At 45.5% G+C, this 19,300-nt stretch carries 23 protein-coding genes and 1 tRNA gene; 9 read left to right on the top strand and 15 right to left on the bottom strand.

Going from position 1 to position 19,300, the window contains the following annotated elements; translation table 11 throughout:
* Positions 1 to 70: 70 nt before the first annotated feature.
* The 3 genes from proC to HBAL_RS01545 all read right to left on the bottom strand — a co-directional run bounded on the left by proC (position 71) and on the right by HBAL_RS01545 (position 1,818).
* Positions 71 to 901, bottom strand: coding sequence for a pyrroline-5-carboxylate reductase (gene proC / locus HBAL_RS01555; protein WP_012778171.1), 831 nt, complete (start codon positions 899 to 901; stop codon positions 71 to 73).
* A gap of 45 nt (positions 902 to 946) precedes the next feature.
* Positions 947 to 1,450, bottom strand: a complete 504-nt coding sequence (locus HBAL_RS01550; protein ID WP_012778170.1) for a type III secretion system chaperone family protein — start codon at positions 1,448 to 1,450, stop codon at positions 947 to 949.
* Positions 1,451 to 1,557: 107 nt separating this feature from the next.
* Positions 1,558 to 1,818 (bottom strand): accessory factor UbiK family protein, encoded by a 261-nt coding sequence (locus HBAL_RS01545; RefSeq protein ID WP_012778169.1) that lies wholly within the window; start codon positions 1,816 to 1,818, stop codon positions 1,558 to 1,560.
* A gap of 126 nt (positions 1,819 to 1,944) precedes the next feature.
* Here HBAL_RS01545 and lgt point away from each other — a divergent pair, with 126 nt between their 5' ends.
* Together lgt and HBAL_RS01535 are read left to right on the top strand one after the other, a co-directional pair.
* Positions 1,945 to 2,898 (top strand): prolipoprotein diacylglyceryl transferase, encoded by a 954-nt coding sequence (lgt, locus tag HBAL_RS01540; RefSeq protein WP_012778168.1) that lies wholly within the window; start codon positions 1,945 to 1,947, stop codon positions 2,896 to 2,898.
* Between the two features lie 5 nt (positions 2,899 to 2,903).
* On the top strand, positions 2,904 to 3,980 hold the full coding sequence (locus HBAL_RS01535) for a class I SAM-dependent methyltransferase (RefSeq protein WP_041301800.1): 1,077 nt from the start codon (positions 2,904 to 2,906) through the stop codon (positions 3,978 to 3,980).
* Positions 3,981 to 4,042: 62 nt separating this feature from the next.
* Here HBAL_RS01535 and HBAL_RS01530 read toward each other — a convergent pair whose 3' ends face one another.
* The 6 genes from HBAL_RS01530 to sdhC form a co-directional block, all read right to left on the bottom strand.
* Positions 4,043 to 4,729, bottom strand: a complete 687-nt coding sequence (locus HBAL_RS01530; RefSeq protein WP_012778166.1) for a DUF937 domain-containing protein — start codon at positions 4,727 to 4,729, stop codon at positions 4,043 to 4,045.
* Positions 4,730 to 4,890: 161 nt separating this feature from the next.
* Complete coding sequence (locus HBAL_RS01525; RefSeq protein ID WP_012778165.1) at positions 4,891 to 5,676, bottom strand: succinate dehydrogenase iron-sulfur subunit; 786 nt, start codon at positions 5,674 to 5,676, stop codon at positions 4,891 to 4,893.
* A 175-nt stretch (positions 5,677 to 5,851) separates the two neighbouring features.
* Positions 5,852 to 6,625 (bottom strand): suppressor of fused domain protein, encoded by a 774-nt coding sequence (locus tag HBAL_RS01520; RefSeq protein ID WP_012778164.1) that lies wholly within the window; start codon positions 6,623 to 6,625, stop codon positions 5,852 to 5,854.
* A 188-nt stretch (positions 6,626 to 6,813) separates the two neighbouring features.
* Positions 6,814 to 8,604 (bottom strand): succinate dehydrogenase flavoprotein subunit, encoded by a 1,791-nt coding sequence (gene sdhA, locus HBAL_RS01515; RefSeq protein ID WP_012778163.1) that lies wholly within the window; start codon positions 8,602 to 8,604, stop codon positions 6,814 to 6,816.
* 52 nt (positions 8,605 to 8,656) lie between these two features.
* Complete coding sequence (gene sdhD, locus HBAL_RS01510) at positions 8,657 to 9,055, bottom strand: succinate dehydrogenase, hydrophobic membrane anchor protein (RefSeq protein WP_012778162.1); 399 nt, start codon at positions 9,053 to 9,055, stop codon at positions 8,657 to 8,659.
* 14 nt (positions 9,056 to 9,069) lie between these two features.
* Positions 9,070 to 9,480 (bottom strand): succinate dehydrogenase, cytochrome b556 subunit, encoded by a 411-nt coding sequence (sdhC, locus tag HBAL_RS01505; protein WP_012778161.1) that lies wholly within the window; start codon positions 9,478 to 9,480, stop codon positions 9,070 to 9,072.
* A 250-nt stretch (positions 9,481 to 9,730) separates the two neighbouring features.
* Between sdhC and HBAL_RS01500 the strand changes: the two genes are divergently transcribed.
* Entirely contained in the window at positions 9,731 to 10,462 is a 732-nt protein-coding gene (locus tag HBAL_RS01500) for a glutamine amidotransferase-related protein (RefSeq protein ID WP_012778160.1), read from the top strand.
* 35 nt (positions 10,463 to 10,497) lie between these two features.
* Here the strand turns inward: HBAL_RS01500 and HBAL_RS01495 are convergent, their stop codons facing one another.
* Together HBAL_RS01495 and HBAL_RS01490 are read right to left on the bottom strand one after the other, a co-directional pair.
* The gene (locus HBAL_RS01495; protein ID WP_149037347.1) at positions 10,498 to 10,728 is read right to left on the bottom strand and encodes a hypothetical protein; all 231 of its coding nucleotides are present in this window, start codon (positions 10,726 to 10,728) and stop codon (positions 10,498 to 10,500) included.
* Between the two features lie 210 nt (positions 10,729 to 10,938).
* A tRNA-Leu gene (locus HBAL_RS01490) sits at positions 10,939 to 11,023 on the bottom strand.
* Between the two features lie 198 nt (positions 11,024 to 11,221).
* On the opposite strand from HBAL_RS01490, the gene HBAL_RS01485 reads away from it, so the two are divergent.
* The 3 genes from HBAL_RS01485 (at position 11,222) to HBAL_RS01475 (ending at position 13,034) form a co-directional block, all read left to right on the top strand.
* The gene (locus HBAL_RS01485) at positions 11,222 to 11,869 is read left to right on the top strand and encodes an exopolysaccharide biosynthesis protein (RefSeq protein ID WP_012778158.1); all 648 of its coding nucleotides are present in this window, start codon (positions 11,222 to 11,224) and stop codon (positions 11,867 to 11,869) included.
* 82 nt (positions 11,870 to 11,951) lie between these two features.
* On the top strand, positions 11,952 to 12,443 hold the full coding sequence (locus HBAL_RS01480) for a disulfide bond formation protein B (protein ID WP_012778157.1): 492 nt from the start codon (positions 11,952 to 11,954) through the stop codon (positions 12,441 to 12,443).
* A gap of 48 nt (positions 12,444 to 12,491) precedes the next feature.
* The gene (locus HBAL_RS01475) at positions 12,492 to 13,034 is read left to right on the top strand and encodes a demethoxyubiquinone hydroxylase family protein (RefSeq protein WP_012778156.1); all 543 of its coding nucleotides are present in this window, start codon (positions 12,492 to 12,494) and stop codon (positions 13,032 to 13,034) included.
* Positions 13,035 to 13,071: 37 nt separating this feature from the next.
* On the opposite strand, the gene HBAL_RS01470 is transcribed toward HBAL_RS01475, so the two are convergent.
* A complete protein-coding gene (locus HBAL_RS01470; protein ID WP_012778155.1) occupies positions 13,072 to 13,590 on the bottom strand; it encodes a DUF2938 domain-containing protein in 519 nt (172 codons plus the stop codon).
* Positions 13,591 to 13,745: 155 nt separating this feature from the next.
* Here HBAL_RS01470 and HBAL_RS01465 point away from each other — a divergent pair, with 155 nt between their 5' ends.
* Positions 13,746 to 14,168, top strand: a complete 423-nt coding sequence (locus HBAL_RS01465) for a helix-turn-helix domain-containing protein (protein WP_012778154.1) — start codon at positions 13,746 to 13,748, stop codon at positions 14,166 to 14,168.
* A gap of 77 nt (positions 14,169 to 14,245) precedes the next feature.
* Here HBAL_RS01465 and HBAL_RS01460 read toward each other — a convergent pair whose 3' ends face one another.
* On the bottom strand, positions 14,246 to 14,845 hold the full coding sequence (locus tag HBAL_RS01460; protein WP_012778153.1) for an HNH endonuclease: 600 nt from the start codon (positions 14,843 to 14,845) through the stop codon (positions 14,246 to 14,248).
* Positions 14,846 to 15,168: 323 nt separating this feature from the next.
* Here HBAL_RS01460 and HBAL_RS01455 point away from each other — a divergent pair, with 323 nt between their 5' ends.
* Positions 15,169 to 16,065 carry a DMT family transporter gene (locus HBAL_RS01455; RefSeq protein ID WP_012778152.1) on the top strand — a complete coding sequence of 299 codons (897 nt, stop codon included), beginning with the start codon at positions 15,169 to 15,171 and terminating at the stop codon, positions 16,063 to 16,065.
* A 10-nt stretch (positions 16,066 to 16,075) separates the two neighbouring features.
* On the opposite strand, the gene HBAL_RS01450 is transcribed toward HBAL_RS01455, so the two are convergent.
* Complete coding sequence (locus tag HBAL_RS01450; protein WP_012778151.1) at positions 16,076 to 18,058, bottom strand: protein meaA; 1,983 nt, start codon at positions 18,056 to 18,058, stop codon at positions 16,076 to 16,078.
* A gap of 201 nt (positions 18,059 to 18,259) precedes the next feature.
* Here HBAL_RS01450 and HBAL_RS01445 point away from each other — a divergent pair, with 201 nt between their 5' ends.
* Entirely contained in the window at positions 18,260 to 18,583 is a 324-nt protein-coding gene (locus tag HBAL_RS01445; protein WP_012778150.1) for a SemiSWEET transporter, read from the top strand.
* 59 nt (positions 18,584 to 18,642) lie between these two features.
* Here the strand turns inward: HBAL_RS01445 and HBAL_RS01440 are convergent, their stop codons facing one another.
* The gene (locus tag HBAL_RS01440) at positions 18,643 to 19,242 is read right to left on the bottom strand and encodes a hypothetical protein (protein ID WP_012778149.1); all 600 of its coding nucleotides are present in this window, start codon (positions 19,240 to 19,242) and stop codon (positions 18,643 to 18,645) included.
* Between the last annotated feature and the right edge of the window lie 58 nt (positions 19,243 to 19,300).

Here is a 19,300-nt window from a genome sequence, read left to right as displayed (position 1 = left end):
ATCCCTTCCAATCTCCCACTATGTCCAGTCTAGCGCAAAAGCGATAACTGGAATAGGGTAGATATAGGGACTATGTTCCCTTAGACAAGGCGATGGAACGGTCTCTAGCGATTCTTAATGCCTCTTTCGTGACATCAGGAATGCCACCCTCAGCCATCATCACTTCAACTGCTGCTTGGGTTACACCATTGGGAGACATCACAGCCTTACGTAAATCTTCCGCCGAAGTTGGATCATTTTCCATGAGGACACTTGCACCAATAACCGTCTGACGGGCCAGACGCTGTGCCATCCCCTCTTCAAGTCCAAGCGCAACACCGCCTGCAGCCATAGCTTCGACCAACAAAAATGCGTAAGCAGGACCACATCCAGACACCACGGTCACGGCATCCATCAAGCTTTCTTCAAGCGGACCTTCAACAGTTCCCAATGATGCCAACAAAGCATTTACCTTAGAGCTATCAGCGTCATCACACGCATCAGAGACACAAAAAGCTGTCACACCAGCACCAACAGCACCGGGTGTGTTAGGCATAGCACGCACAACTTTGCGTGCGCCTGTTTCTTCTGCCAATCGCTCAATCGTGATGCCCGCCATGACGGAAATGACCAATGTATTTGACCCAACCCATTTGGCTGCATCGGCTGTCACTTTAGAAAACACCTGCGGTTTAATAGCAAGAATAAGCACATCAACCGGCCCAGGAGCTTCAGGATTTAATACAGCGCCAGTTTTACCGCTCAACTCACGCAACGCATCAGAAGGTGTCGGGTCCACAATGTTGACGCTTTGCAATCCAGCCGCATCCAAATTGTTCAACCAACCTTTCGCCATAGCGATACCCATCCGCCCCCCACCAATGAGTGTTGCAACAGATTTAGATTGTAATGCGGTAGACATAAAATTCACCCGATAAATTATAGTGGCAGGATAAAGCTAGAGTTTCTAAGCCTCACCCAAAGTGTCAAACAAGGCTGCCTCTAAAGCCTGTTTGGGGGATTTTCCAGCCCATATAACAAAGTTAAAGGCTGGCAGAAAACGCTCAATCGCTTCAGCAGATGCATGCATAACAGCTTCCACTTCGCCTTTTTCCGGCGCTTCACGGTATAATAAAGGCAAAGTGTGACGATACATGATAATGCCTTCGTCACTCCAATATTCAAAATGGCCTATCCACAAGCGTTCATTCACCATGGATAGCAATTCAAGAACAGCAAACCGGCGCGTATTTGGAGCACGCATATCTACTGACAAAGAAAAATGCACAGCACGTGGCTCATCTCTAAGAACAAACAATCCACCGCACTCGCCCCAGCGCGTCGGAGCGGCACAATTCACGCTCTTTTCATCAGAACGTTCGGCACCCCACTCGGCAGACGTCAAGCATTGTTCAATGATCTCCATTGTATCATCATTTGCTTCATGTTGGTGAGACGAAAGAGCCGTCATATAGGCACCCTTTTAAAAATAAGCGGACAAAACAGCAGATCGCTTTAAACGGCGTTAGCGCCATACACAACAGCGGTAAAGTTAACCTCTGTAAATATTTTTGGCTTCTAGCCTTCAATCTCAGTATTAAGGCGATTCTCTAATGTTTGAAGGCGCTCTTCCAATGTTTCGACTCGCTTCTGAGAAGCCAGAAACATCTCTTTCAAAACATCATATTCTTCACGACTAACTAAATCCATTTCCGAGATCACGCGGTCTGTCTGAGCACGCAACAATCCCTTAGCTTCATCGCCTGCTGCTTGTGCAGCGCCCATTGCACCTGTGACAAATTTCGCTGCTTCGTCAAAAATTGGGTTTTTTGTTTGCATTTCTTAATGTCTCGCCTCTGGACCCGGCGACCTCGCCGTGGCACTGCATGCACTACACATAGTGGACTATGAGCGCGCTTGCAAAGGCGTTTCTCAAAAGAGCTTGGTTTAAAAGGACGTGACAGCATGTTTGTGGCAATACCTTTTCCGGAAATAGATCCGGCAGTATTCACAATACCCGCATTATCGCTTGGTGATTTTACACTCGGTCCATTCCCATTGCGTTGGTACGCCCTATCCTACATTGTTGGATTGCTGCTCGCATGGAAATATGCAGGCTACCTCATATCCAAGAATAAACTCTGGTCAGCCGCCAATGGCAAAAGCCCGCTTTCCAAAGATGACCTAGATGATTTTGTGTTCTGGGCCATGATGGGTGTGCTTATTGGTGGTCGCCTTGGTTATATTCTATTCTATCAGCTTCCCTTTGAACCAGACCGCATATTCAACGATCCGCTCATGATCTTCAAAATGTGGGAAGGCGGCATGTCATTCCACGGCGGCTTAATTGGTGTTGCTTTTGCGATGGCCTACACGGCCCAACAACGCAGCCTTTCATTGCTAAACCTATCCGATATCGGTGCAGCGACAGCCCCTATCGCACTATTCCTTGGGCGCATTGCAAACTTCATCAATGGTGAATTGTATGGCCGCCCGACAGATGTTCCGTGGGCTATCCGTTTCCCAGCCTATGATTTTGGATCTCATCAATGGTATTATAATTCCCTTGGTGCACCAGTAGGATCAAAAGTGCCTGTTCACCCCAGCCAGATATATGAAGCTGCTTTGGAAGGACTTTTGCTCTTCTCAATCGTGTCTTTTGCTATCTGGAAATTCAAAATCTATCGCAAACCAGGCATGGCAACCGGTATTTTCCTCATTGGATATGCATCTGCACGAACAATCGTAGAGAATTTCAGAGAGCCTGATTCACATATCGGCTTCTTGCCGGGCGGCGTCACCATGGGCATGCTGCTGTCAGCACCAATGATAATTGGTGGTCTCTATCTTATCAATCGGGCTAATAAACCCAATGGCGGCAAGAAGAAGCCAAACAGAGACCCAGCCTCTCAATCGTGAATGCCGTGTCTAAGCAGCCAACATTAGAGGAACGCCTAAAGTCTCTCATTAAGACTGATGGACCGATCTCACTGTCAGTTTTCATGCAGCTTGCTTTGTTTGATAGAAAACAAGGCTATTACGCCACGCGTCCAGGCCTTGGAAAAGATTTCACGACAGCACCTGAAATCAGCCAGATATTTGGTGAAATGCTTGGTGTTTGGGCTGCTCATGAATGGCAACAAATGGGCTGCCCATCCCCCTTCTATCTTATCGAGATGGGCCCGGGACGCGGTATCATGATGAAAGACATCTGGCGTGCCACCGCAAAAATTGCAGGCTTCCACGACGCTGCCCACCCTTATCTTATAGAACCTTCGCCATCTCTACGAAAAATACAGGCAAAACGATTATCAGCTCTAAAAAACCCCCAATGGGTGAATGAGCTAACGGATATTCCAAATGGCCCATCCATCATCCTCGCCAATGAAGTGCTCGATTGCTTGCCCATTCGGCAATTTATTCGCCAAGACGGCGCATGGTGTGAACGTAAAATCGGCTTGGATAAAAACGGAAACTTTATGCTCGGCATATCTAGTCCGATAAGTACTGAGACCGAAAACACACCCGATAATCTGTCAGACATGGTGCAAGATGTCGTTGAGATATCTTCGGCTTTGGATGCATTTATTGAATTAATTTCAGACCGCCTCAAACATGACAATTCGCGTGCCCTTTTCATAGATTATGGACCAGCCAATTCAACACCCGGAGATACATTGCGCGCCTATTCAGATGGCAAACAAGTTGATCCCCTTTCCAATGTTGGAAATGTCGATTTAACAGCAGATGTTGATTTTGCTAAAGTCGTACAATCAGCAAAAACACACGGCTTAGAAATTGCTGGCCCAAGCCCTCAAGGATGGTTTTTAAATGCACTGGGCGGCGTCGAGCGCGTTAACGCACTCATCAACCAAAACCCTGATAAAATTGACGAAATTTCTGAAGGAGCCATGCGCATCATGGCACCGGATCAAATGGGAGAGCGCTTTCAAGCGCTATGTTTATCTACGAAAGACTTGCCGTCGCCAGCAGGATTTTAGAACACAAAAAAAACCGCCCTCTTCAGAGCGGTTTTCATTAAAATATCGATGAATAAAGCCGATTAGCGGCGCTTCATAACCATTTCAAAAATATCATCCATGGCGCTGCCATCTTTGTCGGCATCAAGTAGGTTGCCAATCATGCCCATTGCACCACTATTTGCAGAGGCTTGTTGTTGCTTACCGCCGCCCATTAGACCGCCAAGTAATCCACCAAGAAGGCCACCGCCAGATTGGCTTGATCCGCCACTCATAGCTGCCGCACCAAGTGCTGCTGACGCAATGCTACCAAAATTACCCATTAGGTTTACCGGTACATCTGGATCCTTTGATTGCTTCGCAAGTGAACCCATAGCCATCGTCGCAACCATTGGCAGCAATTGTTTCATAAGATCAGTTGATACACCTGCACGCTCACTGGCTTTAGCGGCGACTTCACGGCTCACTTCTTTTGAACCAAGGAGATGACCCAGAATAGCATTTCCATCATTGACGGATTCAGCTGTATTTAATGTTTCAGGCTGCTCAAGATATTTCGCGTGATCACCATTTTGCAGAGCACCCATAAGCGCTTCTAGGCCGCCAGGTTGAGCGACATTGCGCTTCAATCCACCGGAAATCGCTGGCAATAGCGCTTTTACCGCTGATTGTGTTGCGCTTTCATCTAGCCCAAATTGCTTGCCTAATTGATTAAGAGCACCTTGGCCTGCACCAGATGCAAGCATGTCCATTAAATTCAAACCAGCCATAACAGCCCCCTTGATAATTGAAATCGTTAGCCGATTATTAACACAGCTAACCTGAGTACACTATGAACAGATTAGAACGCAAAGAAAAACGAGCAAGACTTATCATCCTGCTCGTTTCTTATTTTTGAATTTGAACTGCAAGATAACAGCCAAATAATAATTTAAACGCGACGCTCGACCATCATTGTTTTGATGCTTGCGATTGCTTCGGCTGGGTTTAAGCCTTTCGGGCAAACCTGCGCACAATTCATAATCGTGTGACAACGGTAAAGCTTGAACGGGTCCTCAAGATCATCAAGACGTGAACCTGTTTCTTCATCACGGCTATCAATCAACCAACGGTAAGCTTGAAGCAAAGCCGCAGGCCCAAGATATTTGTCACCATTCCACCAATATGACGGACAAGACGTCGAACAGGATGCACACATGATACATTCATATAGACCATCAAGCTTTTCGCGCTCTTGTGGTGTTTGTTTCCACTCACGCTGAGGCTCTGGTGTTGTTGTTTGCAAATATGGCGCAACATATGCGTGCTGTGCGTAAAACTGAGAAAGATCTGGCACAAGGTCTTTAATAACTGGCTGGTGAGGCAAAGGCGAAATTGTGATTTTGCCTTTAAATTCATCATGGCCTTTCGTACAGGCAATCGTGTTGCGACCACCAATATTCATGGCACATGATCCACATACACCCTCACGACATGAGCGACGGAATGCCAAAGTCGGGTCAACTTCATTCTTGATATAGATCAATGCATCAAGAACCATTGGTCCAAATAATTTGGTGTCTACTTCATAAGTATCCCAACGCGGGTTCTCACCAGTGTCTGGATCGAAACGGTAAATCCGAAAGGTCTTAAGTGAGGAAGCACCTTCACTTTTAGGGCCAGACCAAGTCTTACCATTTTTAACTTTAGAGTTCTGCGGAAGCGTTAGCTGAACCATGATGTCCACAACCTTTTTTATTTATTTATCGGCAATCTAACGAGCTAATCGTAAATGCCTAGTGTGCTTCAGTCTTTGGTAGCGCTAAAAACAAGAAAAATTTTCGCACCTGAAAATCATTCTCAATATATTTCGGGTTTTTCAGGATATTTCTATGTTTAGAATAGTTTATTGGCTAATCTATACCAATCCAAGACAACATTTTATCCCATATCGTTTTCTTGGTTTCTCTCTTATTTGGGGTCAGAGAGACAGCGCTTGCAGGCGCAATATTTGTACGTTTTAAATCGATCATTTCAGTAATACCGGCTTGAACCAATTTTGCGCAAAGTACATCCGGCCCTTGCTCAGAAGAAATCTCCATTTCCTCTTTATACAAAGGGATAGGCGCAACAAAATGCACATAGCTGTTTTCATCGCCCTCTTCGGAATGCATGCATTCAAACCCCACGCCGGGTAAAAGCGGTTTAGCAAAACCAAAGCCACAAAAATCTGCACCCTCAAAAACAGGCTGCGGTTTTTCAGAAAACATGACTGTTTCCCCTTCCTCCACAGCAACCCCGTTTATATGCACGAGTTTCGCAAATTGGCGCACAGTGTTCGCAGCAAGATTTAAGGCCTTTAAGTCATCTTCGTCATTGCCATTTTGCTGGGCAGCCAACACGAATTCGACACGCTTCACAATTTTTTGTTCGCTATATTGTTTGGATGGAAGCGGCGCGAAAGAACACCCAAAACTCGTCACATAAGCAAATTTACGTTCACCGTCGGGCGGCACAACCAAAACATCAATAGGTGGTCCGTCCTCGGACGAATTTCCTGACCATCCATCTTCATCAGTAAAAACTGTCTGAAACTCACCAATATTACGCGCCAGATGGAGGTCCAGCGCGTCACGCATGTCTTCGCTCGACATGCCAAAATCAGTTTCCGGTCCCCATATATTCATCTCTCAGTTTTAACGCCCCAGACAGGATTGGGTCAATCAATACTCAGAAACTTACTGTATTTTTATTCAACTTGTTTTTTAGATTTTTGCCCAAAATCAACGCACACGCTAGTTTTGGAGCGCAAATAAAAAAGCCCACACCAAGCATTAAACTTGACGCGGGCTTTCTTTTTTATACTCAGAAAACGCTAGTAAACGCGCGCTTTTGGCACAATATATTCAATGTCATCAGACATTGTATATTCGTGCACCGGACGGTAATCGATTTTGACATTACCTTTGTCATCACACCAAGCCAATGTGTGCTTCATCCACTCTGGATCATTCCGGTCTGAGAAGTCCTCACGTGCGTGCGCACCACGACTTTCTTTACGGTTAGCAGCACCATTCACTGTCACAGCAGCCTGAGCGATCAGATTGTCCATCTCAAGTGTTTCCACAAGGTCTGTATTCCAGATCAAGCTTGTGTCAGTCACGGCTAGATCAGGCATGCTTTCATAACATTCAGCAATTTTCGTCACACCCTCTTCCAGTGTTTCACCCGTACGGTAAACCGCACAATTAGACTGCATGACTTTTTGCATTTGCAAGCGCAATTTAGCAGTTGGTGTACCGCCTTTAGCATTACGGTATTTATCCAAACGCTCAATTGCGTTGTTACCAGCATTCTTTGGAAGCTCTGGCTGACGGCCATTCACTTCAAGCTTCTCGCCACAGCGTAAACCAGCCGCACGGCCAAACACGACAAGATCGATCAATGAGTTAGACCCAAGACGGTTTGCACCATGAACAGACACACATGCCGCTTCACCCACAGCCATCAAACCAGGCACAACCGCATCAGGATCATCACCCTTCTTGGTCAGAACTTCACCGTGATAGTTTGTTGGAATTCCACCCATATTATAGTGAACTGTTGGGATCACTGGGATTGGCTCTTTGGTTACATCCACACCGGCAAACACGCGCGCGCTCTCAGAAATACCCGGCAAACGTGCTGCCAAAATATCTGGGTCGAGGTGATCAAGGTGCAAGAAGATGTGATCCTTCTCAGGACCAACACCGCGACCTTCACGAATTTCCATTGTCATTGAACGAGACACAACATCACGCGATGCAAGGTCTTTTGCAGATGGCGCATAACGCTCCATAAAGCGCTCACCTTGAGAGTTTGTGAGGTATCCACCTTCACCGCGTGCACCTTCAGTAATCAGACAACCTGATCCATAGATACCTGTTGGGTGGAATTGAACAAACTCCATGTCTTGCAGAGGGAGGCCAGCACGCAATACCATTGCGTTCCCATCACCCGTACATGTGTGCGCTGATGTACATGAGAAGAATGAACGCCCATATCCACCTGTCGCCAAAATCACGCGTTGCGCGCGGAAACGGTGCATTGTGCCGTCATCTAGCTGCCATGTTGTTACACCACGACAAGCACCCTCATCATCCATGATAAGGTCCATACCAAAGTGTTCGATGAAGAATTCAACATCATACTTTAGAGACTGACCATAAAGTGTGTGAAGCATGGCGTGGCCGGTACGGTCAGCCGCCGCACACGTACGTTGCGCAGGCCCATTCCCGTATTCACGCGTCATTCCACCAAAAGCACGTTGGTAGATTTCACCCTTATCAGTCCGAGAGAAAGGCATTCCCCAATGCTCAAGTTCATACACAGCATCTGGTGCGTGGCGTACAAGATATTCAATTGAATCTTGGTCACCCAGCCAGTCAGACCCTTTTACAGTGTCATACATGTGCCAGCGCCAGTCATCGCCGCCTTCCATGTTACCCAGAGAAGCAGCAATACCACCCTGAGCCGCAACTGTGTGAGAACGTGTTGGGAACACTTTAGAAATACACGCTGTTTTCAATCCAGCTTGAGCAGCACCAAGGGCAGCTCGCAAACCAGAACCACCAGCACCAACAACCACAACGTCAAATGTGTGATCTACCCATTCATATTCGCTCATTTCGTCTTGCCTTTCATGCGCCCGCGCCAAATATTATGGGGGCGATCAAAAATTATGCTACTGCAACTTTAAATACGGAGAACACAGTCGCAGCGATCAACGCGAAGCTGAGAAATGTGTTTAGCATCAACAAAACGATGCGGGGCATGTGACCTGAGATATAATCCTCAATCACAACCTGCAATCCAAGACGCATGTGATAAATTGTGCCGCAAACGGCTAGAAGCACCAAAATGGCATTCAACGGCTGAGAAAGCCAAGCTTCCGCGTTCGCAAAACGCTCGAGTGTATTATCACCGCGCGTTGCGCCCAAAAGAGAAATCAGGAACCAAGGTACTAAGAATACGAGAGCGACGGCTGAAACGCGTTGCCCAATAAAGTGACCTGCACCATCACGTGCAGACCCAAGACCGCGAACTTTACCAAGTGGTGTGCGCATAGAGTTAGACATAATAAAGCGCTCCCTTAAATCGCTATGCCGGGCACAAGCCCCGCAAAGATCCAGACAGCGACCGCGCCGAGTAGACCAAAAGCTATTGTGAAATATGACCAGAAGTTAGCTACGGCAGGTGTAAAACCTTTACCTGCATCCCAAAACAAGAAACGAATGCCTTGCCCTAGGTGGTACATGACTGAAACAGTAAAACCAAACAAGATGATCTTGCCGAAGATAGATGTGAAGAACACATCAAAGCATTTAAAAACATCGCTGCCCGATGCTATTGCGAACAACCAACCGACGATTAACACAACACCGATTGCATTTCCAACGCCAGTAATACGTTGTAGAATCGACGTTAACATTGTCGGGTGGAATTTCCAGACTTGAAGATGCGGCGACAATGGACGCTTGTCTGCCTCGACCTGATTGGCCATGAATGCCCCTTTTCCGCGTAAGAATTTGCGAATGCTGTTTCATCATTTTTGTCTACTGTAATTAGACGCTCTTAAAGAGGTGTCAACGTGTTCCAAAGTCACAGAACCAAATAGTCTTCACTATATTTCATGTTATAGCGCTAACATTTCTCTACTTGCGGATCATTCTTAAAAACTCCATCTTTTCAAAGGCTAGCCGCGCCCTTATCTACGAAATCTCTGATCGTAAATTATTATCTTGGGAATCGTCATGAAAATCGCAATTATTGAAACTGGACTACCTCCTGAAGATATTCGTGCGGATTTCATTTCCTATCCTGAAATGTTCAAACAGCTTATTGGTTTAGCTACTCAAGACGTAGAATTTGAAACATTCAGCTTTTGTCACCATGAATTTATGCCAAACGATATTCCAGACATAAAAGCATATAATGGCTTCCTGATTACAGGTTCTCCTGCTGGCGTATACGAAGACTGGCCTTGGATGCAGCCTCTATTCACATTCATTCAGGAAGCGGCAAAAGCAAACAAACCTCTTATTGGGGTCTGTTTTGGGCATCAGGCCATCGCGCAAGCACTTGGCGGAGAGGTTATCAAATCTCCCAAAGGCTGGGGAATTGGCCGCCACCACTATAATTTTGTACATAAGCCAGAATGGATGAATACGGATGCGGAAGGTTTTAGTTTATCTGTCAGCCATCAAGATCAAGTTGTCGCGCTTCCCGCAAACGCCCAGCTCATCGCTTTATCTGATTTTTGTGAATTAGCGGCCGTTTACTATCCAGATGCTCCCGCCCTCACATTTCAAGGTCATCCAGAATTTAGTGATGAGTATGCTGCCGCACTCTACAATATTCGGCGCGGAACTAAATTTGATTCAGATATGGTAGATGAAGCCCTCATCTCCCTGAAGGACACAAAAGAAGACAATGCGAATGTTGCGCAATGGATGTGGGCATTTTTACAAGCAAAAGCAAACTGAAAATCTTCAGCCGACTAAGTCTTATTCCAACTCAGTTAAATACGGGATATAAACTGCTCTACTTGCGAGGATAATTTGTGCAAGCCTTGCAACTCATCCTCCAGCTTGTCTCTGTTTAAATAGAGAAGCGTCGACACAAAACACAATCCAAAGACGACAAAGATAGTTTTAGACATGCTCCGCTTTTGTGCACCGAAACGCCCATAATCTTTTGGATTTGATTGGCTATAACCAGACGCATAAAATTGTCGATCGTGAAAATTCATTACCACACCCCCAGATTGCAACATAACAATCTGAAAAGCAGCAATTACCGTGCCACCTTCGCAATATTGAAGCGGCATTCATCGAATGTATAGAAAACCAGCACCGAGCTAACAAAAGATCTGCATTCAAGACACAAAAGAATGGCACCAGCTCGACACTAACTCGACAGCTTGATCACACGACATCAACACAGATTTGAGAATTTCGCTTGGTACCTCTGGCCCGAGTCGAACGGGCACTTCCGAAGAAACTGGATTTTGAATCCAGCGCGTCTACCAATTCCGCCACAGAGGCAACCTAAGCGAGGCGGGAAAATGGCAGAGACATGCTCAAAGGTCAAACTATTTTATAGACTTTTTTTTATTTATGCTTAGGGGTCATATTTTAACAGGTAATAAGACCTTTAACTTTCTCTTGTCACAATGATGTTTTAGTCCTGTCGACAAGGGGATTCTCGCAGTGAATCCTAACTTCCAGTATGAGTATCAGGCGATGACTAATTTAGCTTCAGACACGACATCAAATACCACAACTGAAGACACTCTTCACAAACCTAGTCTTATTGAAGCGATCGAAAAACTAGCCGAAGAAGCGCCCCAAGAAGGGATCTCCCTCAAAGAACTCACCCATGCTTTAGGTGATCAAGCATTTGGCGCGGCGCTTTTCATTCTGGCTCTACCTTGTTGTATTCCTTTTCTTTATGGTGTCCCTCAAATTGTATCATTGCCGATGGCAGCCATTGCTGCGCAAATGGTTATGGGACGCAAACAACCTTGGCTTCCTTCAAAATTTGCAGAACGCAAAATTTCAAAAGAAGGCTTAGAAAAAACAGCCAAAGGCGGACGCAAATATTTTGGTTGGGTTGAAAAACTCTCCCGCCCGCGCCTAACTTTCCTAACTAGCTCCAAACTCGAACGCGTTATTGGCCTTGTTTTGATGGTATTTTGTCTCTCTATCCTTACACCTTTACCAAGCACAAACACAGTTCCGGGTTTTGCTGTTGCGATGGTTTCTTTTGGTATGCTAGAGCGAGATGGCCTATTAACGACAGGCGGTCTGATTTTAGGTTCAGCCTGGATTGCCATATTACTGACTGTCGGAACCGCCGGAATTAAGCTCTTACTAGGTTTAGGCGGCTAAGCTTTTGCGATATTCATCACGTTAAATCACAATGCCAACATAATGCATTGCGTTGTTTGGCATTTGCAATAAAAACTATCTCATGATGAATTCTATTCTCTCACAGCGCACATGGATTTATGTATCCCTTTTGGCCAGCATATTCATGTTGGCTAGCGCTCATGTCTTTGAAACTTTTGGCAAAATGTATCCTTGTGATTTGTGCCTCAAGCAAAGAGAACCATACTGGGTTGCGATTTTTATTGCCTTATCTGGTATCATCCTCTCCCGCGCTAAACCCAGCTGGCCAATGTTTAAAACAACATGCATATTGCTTGGTTTCACCTTCCTTTATGGAACTGGTTACGCGCTCTATCATTCCGGGGTTGAATGGGGCATTTTCCATGCAGGATGCCAGAGCGTGGATTTTGATCCATCACAATCATTAGCGCTTGATAGCCCTATGGTTGTTGGCAAATGCGACGAGCCACCCCTTGTTATTATGGGCGTCACTATGGCCAATATGAATGCAATCGGATCAATGCTATTAATGCTCACCTCTTTTGTTTGCGCCTTTCGTAAGCAAAAAAATTGATCTAGCTTTCATATGCTAACGCAACACCACCAGCTGGGAGTGAACACAATGCCTCGCAATAGACCTCTTCCCAAACGCACAGAAGAAATGGTGCGTGTTGACCATGCTGGTGAATATGCCGCCGTCGCTATTTATCAGGGCCAACGTGCTGTTTTTGAAAAGCTTCACGGTAAATCCCGTATCGTTGAACAACTCACCGAGATGGAAGCTGAAGAACAACACCACCTCGCAGCCTTTGATGATCTCATCCAAACCAAAGGCGTGCGCCCAACAGCGATGACGCCCATCTGGGGCGTTGCAGCATACGGGCTAGGCGTTGCAACCGCATTGCTCGGTGAAAAGGCCGCTCACGCCTGCACTGAAGCGGTCGAAACAGTCATCGAAAAGCATTATGATGATCAGGTCAAAGAATTAGAGGCTGAAGGAGAAACAGAGCTTTCTCCCATGTTTGCACAATTTCGAGATGAAGAAGCCGCCCATAAAGACTTGGCCGTTGAAGAAGGTGCCCACGAAGCTCCAGCCTACCCACTTCTCTCAGCCTTCATAAAAGCAGGTTGCCGCGCAGCGATCAAAATCTCCGAAAAGGTTTAACCCCTCAACAAGGATTTTCGTGGGGTTTTGAAACCTTTTAAACGACACTGCTGATCAGCAATGCCGCCCCATATATACCTAATCCGAACACAAAATGAGAAGTAACACTTTTTACTCTCACAAAAAGTGGATTTGGTGTTTTGCTGCCTGCTATTCCCATTCCAAAACAAGGCTGCATCACGAAAAATGGGACAGTAACTGTCGCCACGCCTACGATAATTCCGGGCATCGCTCTTGGGGTATCTATCCACGCTTCTCCCCATATAAGCACAACAATTGCAGCATATATAATCCCGATCACATAATGCGCCGTCCAGCCGATTACGGCTTCTCCTGATATTTTAGGACTATTGCCAATACTTTGATGCATAAATTTTCCGCTCGGCATACGCGCCAACCAGCGTCCCACCAATGCAAAATCCAACCCTCTGATATTAAATGCGCACCTTAAAAAAAACGTCCACAAATCCATAATAGCAGTCGCACCAATACCTATGAAAATGACGCACCCCATCAACTTTATAAATAAAGAAAAAATCTCAAAACTATCCAACACCCTCAATCTCCTAACTTTAATAATAACCATTTATTTCAATAGGTTATAGCAAATTTAGCGCCCAAGAAAATTGTCTTTATTTTCTCAAACTCATTGCGTAGGATGCACTCTACAAACTCAACCACACTTGAGGTCAAATGATTTAGGAGCTGTAAATGTTAGATACTTCAAAAGTAGCAAAATTATCAGGCTTGCCGGCCTCAACGCTGCGCTATTATGAAGAAAAAGGCCTTATCCAATCCGTTGGCCGCAAAGGCATTACGCGTCTGTTTGAACCCAATATTATTGAGCAATTGGAATTTATCGCACTGGCCAGAATCGCAAGATTTTCCCTTGAAGATATTGCCGCTATGTTTTCAAAAAATGGATCTTACCAGATCGACCGCTCATTATTGAAAGAAAAGGCCCAAACACTAACTGATGAAATCAAACGAATGACAGCTGTCCGCGATAGCTTGATCCATGTCTCAGAATGCCAAGCACCAAGCCACATTGAATGCCCTAAATTCCAAAAGCTCCTGCGCCTCGCAGGCAAAGCACAGTCCAAAGCCAAACAAAAAGGCAAAACAAAGCCATAGCTTTATCCACCCTTATTGAACAAAAACTGAGCTTACCATCATACAAAAAGAGCCTCATTTCACAAAGGAAACGAAGCTCAGCTTTTTACTTGTTCATTGGCCATATTATTGGGGTCATTTTGAAGCTCAATATCCCAATAAAGGTAATCCAACCAAGTTGAATGCAGATGGTTTGGCGGGAATTTCCGGCCCATTTGCTGAAGATGATATGTATCTGGGCAAGACGGCGGAGGACTGATAACCATGCCCGCTTCAGAAGGCATACGCCCGCCTTTTCGTAGATTGCAAGGACTGCACGCCGTTGCAATATTTTCCCAAGTTGTCCGCCCACCTTTATGGCGAGGAATAACATGATCAAATGTCAAATCATCTGGTGAACCGCAATAAACACACTTAAACCCATCCCGCAGGAACAAATTAAATCGTGTGAATGCCGGTGATCTGTCTTGTTTCACAAAATCACGAAGTGCAATCACTGAAGGCAACCGCATTTCAAAAGAGGGTGAATGTACGACGAAATCATATTCGGCCACAACATCCACCTTTTCCAGAAACACAGCTTTCACTGCTTCCTGCCAAGGCCAAAGCGATAAGGGAAAATAAGATAACGGCCTAAAATCAGCATTCAAGACCAGCGCAGGTGACGACGCAATTTGTTTAGTTAGAAACTCAGCCACGACGATCCTCCTTTACTAGAGGCCGCTTCGCCGCGTTTGCGGCTAGCAGCCGAAAACCATGCAGAAAACAGATAATTGCTCTCTGTCTCCTTAGATGTAAACGATTCTTCACGACACTCTGGTGACAATCAAGAGAAAATATTAATTTTTATAAGAATAACCCAAATATGCGGACTTCATTAGGCGGCATAAAATCACTTCGCAAAAATATTAACTACCACTCATTACTTGAGTCTATAAATCTTATACATTGCTGAAAAGCGAAATACATGAATTAGCTCTCAACAGTCTTTTCCATTTTTCGTGTTTGAAAATAATACCCTATGCAACTCACAAACAATAAAACTGGCGCAGTTGCGCAATCACTTAAAATTCAAGACAATGTCAGAGGCCCGCTCGTCCTTATATTGGCCGCCATGTGTATTGGTCTTGCTCCTATCGGGCTACGTTTTTCCCAAATGGAGCCAAGCGTTACAGGCATGTGGCGCTTCACATTTGCGCTACCAATATTATTTGCTTTTGGAATCATATTCAAACAAACCATAGGCCGCCCTTCTCCTGCAATCATTGCATCAGGTGCTTTTTTTGGATTGGATATCTGCCTTTGGCATACAGCCCTCACACACACATCTGTGGCAAATGCGACATTTTTCGTCAATTTAGGTTCGGTAGGGGTTGGTCTACTTGCGTGGGTCTTTTTACAGCAAAAGCCGAGTAAAATATGGCCAATAGCCGCCATTTTGGCCTTATCGGGCGCTGCTGCAATGGCAATAGGTGCGCCTACAGATCAACAAAGTGGCCTACTTGGTGATGGGCTTGCATTATTGGCGTCATTCTGTGTTGCCGGATATCTATTATGTGCCACGATTGCCCGTAATAAAGCCTCAGGCTTCCAGGCTGCATTCTGGCTAACCGCAAGCGCAATCCCCGTGACATTTATTTTTGCACTCTTTACAGGAGAGCAATTAATTCCATCAGATATCAGCTATTTTGGCGCTCCACTATTTCTCGCCGTTATGGCACAATGCATAGGACAAGGGCTACTCATCTACGGCGTAGGCCTTACCAAGCCAGCCATAAGCGGCGTTATTTTGCTTATTCAGCCCGTTGTCGCTGGTGTCTTAGCTTGGCCTTTATTTGATGAAGCTTTAGCACCCATTCAAATTGCTGGTGCTGGAATAATCTTATGCGGCGTCTGGCTAGCAGGCCGCAGCCGCTAGCCAAACACAATTATGCTAAGTGGGCTTTTTCAACCAACTCCACAATATCTCCCATTAGGTCTGTTATCTGAAAATCTTTCGGTGTGTAGACACGCTTAATGCCCATTTGTTTAAGCGCTAAAGCATCTTCATTTGGGATAATACCGCCCACAACCAATGGGATATTCTCTAACCCGCGTTCACGCATCAAGCGCGCTGTTTCTCGGGCGAGATCCAGATGAGAACCTGATAGAATAGACAGACCCACAACATGCGCATCATTATCTATGGCCTGCTGCACGATTTCTTCCGGTGTGAAACGAATGCCTTCATAAATCACTTTCATCCCGCATGCGCGCCCACGCGTCGCTATCTGTTCAGCACCATTTGAATGCCCATCAAGGCCCGGTTTACCCAATACATATGTCAATGTGCGACCAAGAAGATCAGACACGCGTTCCACATTAGCTTTTACCGCCTCAATATCTTCATCACCTTCAGTCGAAATGACAATCGAAACGCCTGTTGGTCCGCGATATTCCCCAAATACACCCCGTAGAGTTTCTCCCCACTCACCAATTGTAACGCCCGCTTTGACTGCTTCAATAGTGGACGGCATAAGGTTTCGTCCTTCAGAAGCCGCCGCGCGCAAATGCTCTACAGCCCTCTCACACTCAGCAGTATCGCGATCTTTGCGCCACTGCTTTAAACGTTCAATCTGGGCGTATTCTTCGGCTGGGTCGACTGTCATTATCGCATCATCACCTGTCGCCAACGGGCTAGGTTCAGTTGATGTAAATGCATTCACACCGATGACTTTCTGATCCCCGCCTTCAATTCCCATAACGCGATTTTTCTGAGACGCAACAAGCTCACCCTTCATAAACTCAACCGCATTGACCGCCCCGCCCATCGCATCAATCTCAGCAAGTTGTTTGCGAGCACCGCCTTTAAGTTCATCAGTTTTGCCTTCAACAACATGGGAGCCATCAAAGAGATCTTCATATTCTAAAAGGTCTGTTTCAAACGCCATTATCTGCTGCATACGCAATGACCATTGCTGATCCCAAGGTCTAGGCAAGCCCAGTGCTTCATTCCAAGCTGGTAATTGCAAAGCACGGCACCGCGCACGTTTTGAAAGCGTCACAGCCATCGCTTCTAACAAAATACGATAAACATTATTTTCAGGCTGCTGCTCAGTTAAACCCAACGAATTAACCTGCACCCCATAACGAAAACGCAGCGCTTTTTCAGATTTGACACCATAGCGTTCTCTGCCAATCTCTTCCCATAAATCAACAAACGCCCGCATTTTACAAAGCTCAGTCACAAAGCGCACACCCGCATTCACAAAGAAGGATATCCGAGAGAAGACAGTTTCAAAATCTTCATCAGGCACCTGACCGCCAGCTTTGACTGCATCAAGCACAGCACAAGCAGTCGCCAAGGCATAAGCAAGCTCTTGCTGAGGCGTCGCACCTGCTTCTTGTAAATGGTAAGAACACACATTCAGCGGGTTCCACTTGGGTGTTTCTGTATAACACCAAGACACCATGTCAGAAATCAAACGCATGGAAGGCTCTGGCGGGAAGACATAAGTGCCGCGTGAAAGATATTCTTTGATAATATCGTTTTGCGTTGTCCCCATCAGAACGGAGCGATCAGCCCCCTGCTCATCAGCAAGCGCAACGTAAAGCGCCAACATGTAACTTGCCGGCGCATTAATCGTCATGGAGGTATTCATCTGAGCAACAGAAATACCATCAAACAATGTTCGCATATCACCAAGATGACCGACCGGAACACCAACTTTACCGACTTCGCCTTTCGCCAGAATATGATCAGAATCATAAGCAGTCTGAGTTGGTAGATCAAAAGCAATAGAAAGACCTGTCTGGCCCTTTTCTAAATTGCTGCGATATAAAGCATTCGACTTAGCTGCCGTTGAGTGTCCCGAATAAGTGCGGAAGATCCACGGTCTATCTGCGGCATGTTGATAGGTTTTATTACCCATTCTCATTTCCTCCATGTTGCATTGCAGCATGACAGAATTTATAAAAACAACAAGCCCTTATGCCTAAAAGTAGAGACATGCATTTTTAGCGGGTATATATGCACAATTATTCACTTTCGCATATCTTACGCTTATGGTATGATTGCGCTATCATCTCGGATGCAAATTGAGCATCCGTCACAAAAATGAGAAGAGAAAAGTATGCCAATTTCAGAAATCATTGGTCTAATCGCCGCCAGCTTAACAACAGGGTCCTTCCTACCGCAAGCCATATTGGCGCTAAAGACAAGAAACACTGACGGTATTTCATTAGCGATGTATGCTCTGTTTACTCTTGGTGTCGCTCTATGGTTTGTTTATGGCCTAATGGTGATAAGCTTACCAGTGATCATTGCAAACCTGATTACATTCCTTCTGGCCGCAAGCATTCTCACCATGAAAGTTTTGAACACTAAATCAGGCAAAAAGAATGAAAGTCATACAATTGATTTTGACGTTCAATCTGTCCTTCCCTCGGCGCATTAAAAGCACATAAAACCAACAGCCAAACATCATTTTATTAGGATGTTTGGCACAGAAACTGACTATTTAATGCGCTCTACATCGATATTGAAATTGTCTTGGATGCGCATAGAATAATTTCCCAAACGTTTTTTCGTCACCACGGCCTCAGCACCTTCATATTTTTTTGCACTGATCCGTCGGCTGGTCGCTTTCGTCTGAAGCCATACTTGTCCATTGTCCAACGTGACAATAACACGATCACGCGTTGTTTCTTTGATTTTTGAAATCTTGGAACCAAGCTGTTTCAACTCGTCTGGCACAACCACAGCAGGCCGATTTGAAACAACAGTTTCTTCTACCTCTTTAGGCGGTTCGACATCTTTTAAAGTTTGACCAAATGCTGCTTCTGCCGCAGCTTTCTGTTGTTCTTCTCTTCGAATTTTAGCTTCAGCGATTTCCTCAAGTGACATTGCAGCTTCAGGAAAAGCACTGGCCAAAGCCGGCAACGCCGCATCCAGACAACTTAGGCGCTCCACACCACTCTGCAATGCCTGACATGCCAAAACATCTTGAATTACAATATCTTTTTTAGGATTCACTTGCGCATTTGCTACACCCAGTGAGGTAGCTATCGCCATAATGCAACAAATCGAATTCGATTTTTTTATATCCAATTTCATACGCAAGTTTCCTTATATTCAGTGTTGAAACCAACGGGCAATTGTCAGCCAACACCCC

It is taken from the genome of Hirschia baltica ATCC 49814 (genome assembly GCF_000023785.1).
Lineage (GTDB): Bacteria > Pseudomonadota > Alphaproteobacteria > Caulobacterales > Hyphomonadaceae > Hirschia > Hirschia baltica.
This window is presented reverse-complemented; position numbering and strand designations above follow the sequence as displayed.

What these genes read in the sequence shown, in the direction of transcription:
- proC (WP_012778171.1), bottom strand. Translation starts at nt 901, where the DNA reads ATGTCTACCGCATTACAATCTAAATCTGTTGCAACACTCATTGGTGGG.
- HBAL_RS01550 (WP_012778170.1), bottom strand. Translation starts at nt 1,450, where the DNA reads ATGACGGCTCTTTCGTCTCACCAACATGAAGCAAATGATGATACAATG.
- HBAL_RS01545 (WP_012778169.1), bottom strand. Translation starts at nt 1,818, where the DNA reads ATGCAAACAAAAAACCCAATTTTTGACGAAGCAGCGAAATTTGTCACA.
- lgt (WP_012778168.1), top strand. Translation starts at nt 1,945, where the DNA reads ATGTTTGTGGCAATACCTTTTCCGGAAATAGATCCGGCAGTATTCACA.
- HBAL_RS01530 (WP_012778166.1), bottom strand. Translation starts at nt 4,729, where the DNA reads ATGGCTGGTTTGAATTTAATGGACATGCTTGCATCTGGTGCAGGCCAA.
- HBAL_RS01525 (WP_012778165.1), bottom strand. Translation starts at nt 5,676, where the DNA reads ATGGTTCAGCTAACGCTTCCGCAGAACTCTAAAGTTAAAAATGGTAAG.
- HBAL_RS01520 (WP_012778164.1), bottom strand. Translation starts at nt 6,625, where the DNA reads ATGAATATATGGGGACCGGAAACTGATTTTGGCATGTCGAGCGAAGAC.
- sdhA (WP_012778163.1), bottom strand. Translation starts at nt 8,604, where the DNA reads ATGAGCGAATATGAATGGGTAGATCACACATTTGACGTTGTGGTTGTT.
- sdhD (WP_012778162.1), bottom strand. Translation starts at nt 9,055, where the DNA reads ATGTCTAACTCTATGCGCACACCACTTGGTAAAGTTCGCGGTCTTGGG.
- sdhC (WP_012778161.1), bottom strand. Translation starts at nt 9,480, where the DNA reads ATGGCCAATCAGGTCGAGGCAGACAAGCGTCCATTGTCGCCGCATCTT.
- HBAL_RS01500 (WP_012778160.1), top strand. Translation starts at nt 9,731, where the DNA reads ATGAAAATCGCAATTATTGAAACTGGACTACCTCCTGAAGATATTCGT.
- HBAL_RS01495 (WP_149037347.1), bottom strand. Translation starts at nt 10,728, where the DNA reads ATGAATTTTCACGATCGACAATTTTATGCGTCTGGTTATAGCCAATCA.
- HBAL_RS01485 (WP_012778158.1), top strand. Translation starts at nt 11,222, where the DNA reads ATGACTAATTTAGCTTCAGACACGACATCAAATACCACAACTGAAGAC.
- HBAL_RS01480 (WP_012778157.1), top strand. Translation starts at nt 11,952, where the DNA reads ATGATGAATTCTATTCTCTCACAGCGCACATGGATTTATGTATCCCTT.
- HBAL_RS01475 (WP_012778156.1), top strand. Translation starts at nt 12,492, where the DNA reads ATGCCTCGCAATAGACCTCTTCCCAAACGCACAGAAGAAATGGTGCGT.
- HBAL_RS01465 (WP_012778154.1), top strand. Translation starts at nt 13,746, where the DNA reads ATGTTAGATACTTCAAAAGTAGCAAAATTATCAGGCTTGCCGGCCTCA.
- HBAL_RS01455 (WP_012778152.1), top strand. Translation starts at nt 15,169, where the DNA reads ATGCAACTCACAAACAATAAAACTGGCGCAGTTGCGCAATCACTTAAA.
- HBAL_RS01450 (WP_012778151.1), bottom strand. Translation starts at nt 18,058, where the DNA reads ATGGGTAATAAAACCTATCAACATGCCGCAGATAGACCGTGGATCTTC.
- HBAL_RS01445 (WP_012778150.1), top strand. Translation starts at nt 18,260, where the DNA reads ATGCCAATTTCAGAAATCATTGGTCTAATCGCCGCCAGCTTAACAACA.
- HBAL_RS01440 (WP_012778149.1), bottom strand. Translation starts at nt 19,242, where the DNA reads ATGAAATTGGATATAAAAAAATCGAATTCGATTTGTTGCATTATGGCG.